Genomic DNA, 3,525 nt, shown 5'->3' on the forward strand with positions numbered 1-3,525 from the left:
CGGCTGGAGCGCCAAGCAGGCCGAGGACGCCGTCCTGGCCGTGAGCGCCGCGAGCGACGACGGCGGCGAGGCCCCCGTGGCCCCGCAGGACCTCCCGGCGCTCCTGCGCGCGTCCCTGCGCCACCTGGGCCGGCGCTGATGGTCCCGCCGACCAGCGGGCCCGGCGGCGGGCCGGCGCGCCGCCGCGAGGCCGACGGGTCGCTCGACCTGTCTCCCGACGACGTCGACCTCGGCGAGCTGCCCGACCTCGCCGACCGCCTCGTGGGCACCGACGCCGACGCCGTCGAGCGGGCCGCCGAGAGCGCGCTGAGGCCCAAGCGCCTGGGCGACTTCGTCGGCCAGGCCGTGGTGCGCGAGCAGCTCTCCCTCGTGCTCGAGGCGGCGCGCGCCCGCTCCCGCCCGCCGGACCACGTGCTGCTCTCCGGCCCTCCCGGCCTGGGCAAGACCACCCTCGCGATGATCATCGCGGCGGAGATGGGCAGCTCGCTGCGCCTGACCAGCGGGCCCGCCATCCAGCACGCCGGCGACCTCGCGGCGGTCCTCACCTCGCTGGAGGAGAACGACGTCCTCTTCGTCGACGAGGTGCACCGCGTGGCGCGCCCCGCCGAGGAGCTGCTGTACGTCGCCATGGAGGACTACCGGGTCGACGTCGTCGTCGGCAAGGGCCCCGGCGCCACGGCCATCCCGCTGGACCTCCCGCCGTTCACGATGGTCGGCGCGACCACCCGCGCCGGCCTGCTCCCGGCGCCGCTGCGCGACCGCTTCGGCTTCACCGCGCACCTGGACTTCTACTCGGCGGGCGAGCTGCAGCGCGTGCTGCACCGCTCGGCCGTGCTCATGGGCGTGCCGCTGACGACCGAGGGCGCGATCGAGGTGGCCCGCCGGTCGCGGGGGACGCCGCGGATCGCCAACCGGCTGCTGCGCCGGGTGCGGGACTGGGCGCAGGTGCGCGGCGACGGCACGGTCGACCAGGCCGCCGCGCGGGCCGCGCTGGCGGTCTACGAGGTCGACGAGATCGGCCTGGACCGCCTCGACCGCGCCGTGCTCCGCGCCCTGTGCCGCACCTTCGGGGGCGGGCCGGTGGGCCTGTCCACGCTGGCGGTGGCCGTGGGGGAGGAGGCCGAGACGGTCGAGACCGTCGTGGAGCCCTTCCTGGTGCGCGAGGGGATGCTGGGCCGCACCCCGCGCGGTCGGGTGGCGACGGAGGCGGGCTGGCGCCACCTCGGGCTGCAGCCGCCGGTGCAGAGCGCCGCCGCGCGCTCGGGGCAGCTCGGGCTGGACCTCACGGGCCGGTCCGGTTCTCCCGAGGAGACCGAGGGGCCCAGGGACGGCGGGTAGAGTCCGCCCCGTCCGGCACACGCCGGGCCGCTCCGCAACTCGACCGACGCGGCGCACGGCGCCCGCGGAAGGACCTCGCTCTCCGCATGGACATCCTGATCCTGCTCCTGCCGCTGGCCCTGCTCTTCTTCATCATGAGCCGCGGCCGCAAGCAGCAGCGCGCCCTCGCCGAGCTGCAGTCCTCCCTCGCCCCGGGCCAGCGCGTCATCACGACCGCAGGGCTGCACGCGACCGTCCTCGAGGTCGGCGAGACCACGGTGGTCCTCGAGCCGGCCCCCGGCCTGCGGACCACGTGGGCGCGCCAGGCCGTGGCCCGCACGGTCCCGGACGCCGTCCCCACCGAGGCCTCGACCCCGCCCGGTGACCCCGACCCCGACGGCCCCCAGGGCACCGAGCCTCCGCAGCGCTGAGGCCGCCCCGCGCCCCGGCGCTCCCGCTCAGGAAAGAGAACCCCGTTGGCCCGTTCCTCCACCTCCCGCGCCCGCCGGACGCTGCTGTGGCTCACCGCCGTGGTCGTCGTCCTGGTCGCAGGGCTCGCCTCCGCGGTGCGGTTCTCCGACGCCGACTGGACCCCGCGCCTGGCGCTCGACCTCGCCGGCGGCACCCAGATCGTCCTGACCCCCGAGGTCGCCCCCGGTGAGGGGGAGATCACCGACCAGACGATCGCCGACGCCATCGCCATCATCCGGCAGCGCGTGGACTCCTCCGGCGTCGCCGAGGCCGAGGTGACCAGCCAGGGCGGGCGCAACATCGTGGTGAGCCTGCCCGGCGACCCGGCCGAGCAGGCGCAGGCCCGGGCGCTCGTCGCCCAGTCCGCGCAGATGCGGTTCCGCCCCGTGCTGCTGCAGGACGTCTTCATCCCCGCCGGGGCCCAGGCGCCCGCCGCCCAGGACCCCGCCGCCCAGGACCCCGCGACCGCCGACCCCGCCGCCGGTGACCCGGCGGCCACCCCGGCGCCCACCGAGACCGCGACGCCCGCGCCGAGCGAGAGCGCCCAGGGGAGCGCGCTGCCGCAGGCGCTGCTCGCGCAGGGCGCGGAGACCCCGGCGCCGGACACCGGCGCGGCGGCCGCCGAGCCGACCGACCCCAGCGACCTGGCGCAGATCACGCCCGAGCTGCAGGCCGCCTACGACGCGCTGGACTGCAGCGACCCCGTCCAGGTCGGCACCGACCTCGAGGACACCGCCGGCGCCCCGGTGGTCACCTGCAGCACCGACGGGCTCTACAAGTACCTGCTGGGCCCGGTCGAGGTGGAGGGCACGGACATCGCCGGTGCCACCGCCGGCCTGCGCCAGACCTCCACGGGTGCGACGACGAACGAGTGGGTCGTCCAGCTCGACCTCGACCGCACCGGGACCGAGGCGTTCCGCGACACCAGCACCCGCCTGTTCGGCCTCGAGCCGCCCCGCAACCAGTTCGCCATCGTCCTGGACGGCTCCGTCGTCTCGGCCCCCTCCATCAACAGCCCGATCACCGACGGCAACGCCGAGATCAGCGGCTCGTTCACGCAGGAGAGCGCCACGACGCTGGCCAACCAGCTCGAGTTCGGCGCGCTGCCGATCTCCTTCACGGTCGAGACCGAGGAGCAGATCTCCGCGGTGCTGGGCTCCGAGCAGCTCCAGCGCGGTCTGCTCGCCGGCGCGATCGGCCTGCTGCTCGTGGTCGTCTACTCCCTCGCGCAGTACCGGGCGCTGGGCCTGGTCACGGTGAGCAGCCTCGTGGTCGCCGCCGGCATCGCCTACCTGGTCACCGTGCTGCTCAGCTGGTACCAGGGCTACCGGCTCAGCCTGGCCGGCGTCGCCGGCTTCATCGTCTCGATCGGCATCACGGCCGACTCGTTCATCGTCTTCTTCGAGCGCGTGCGGGACGAGGTCCGCGAGGGCCGCTCGCTCGTCGCCGCCGTGGAGACCGGCTGGGCCCGCGCCCGCCGCACCATCCTCATCTCCGACGCCGTGAACTTCCTCGCCGCCGCGACGCTCTACGTCCTCGCCGTCGGCAGCGTGCGCGGCTTCGCCTTCACCCTCGGGCTGACGACGCTCATCGACCTGCTCGTGGTGGTGATGTTCACGCACCCGGCGGTCGTGCTGCTGGCGCGCACGGGCTTCTTCGGCAAGGGGCACAAGCTGTCGGGCTTCGACGCCGAGCACCTGGGCCGCACCGTGTCCTACGCGGGACGCGGCCGGGTGC

The 3,525-nt window shown here is 75.7% G+C and carries 3 protein-coding genes; all 3 read left to right on the forward strand.

Going from position 1 to position 3,525, the window contains the following annotated elements; all coding sequences use genetic code 11:
- Positions 1-138: 138 nt before the first annotated feature.
- On the forward strand, positions 139-1,338 hold the full coding sequence (gene ruvB, locus AC5FZL_RS15930) for a Holliday junction branch migration DNA helicase RuvB (protein WP_493619861.1): 1,200 nt from the start codon (positions 139-141) through the stop codon (positions 1,336-1,338).
- Positions 1,339-1,424: 86 nt separating this feature from the next.
- Entirely contained in the window at positions 1,425-1,748 is a 324-nt protein-coding gene (gene yajC / locus AC5FZL_RS15935; RefSeq protein WP_493619862.1) for a preprotein translocase subunit YajC, read from the forward strand.
- A gap of 45 nt (positions 1,749-1,793) precedes the next feature.
- The coding region (gene secD / locus AC5FZL_RS15940) for a protein translocase subunit SecD (protein ID WP_493619863.1) at positions 1,794-3,525 on the forward strand (1,732 nt) is incomplete at its 3' end.

Source organism: Quadrisphaera sp. DVD1 (assembly GCF_058932755.1).

Excerpts from the sequence above, each read along its gene's own strand:
- ruvB (WP_493619861.1), top strand. The coding sequence starts at position 139 with ATGGTCCCGCCGACCAGCGGGCCCGGCGGCGGGCCGGCGCGCCGCCGC.
- yajC (WP_493619862.1), top strand. The coding sequence starts at position 1,425 with ATGGACATCCTGATCCTGCTCCTGCCGCTGGCCCTGCTCTTCTTCATC.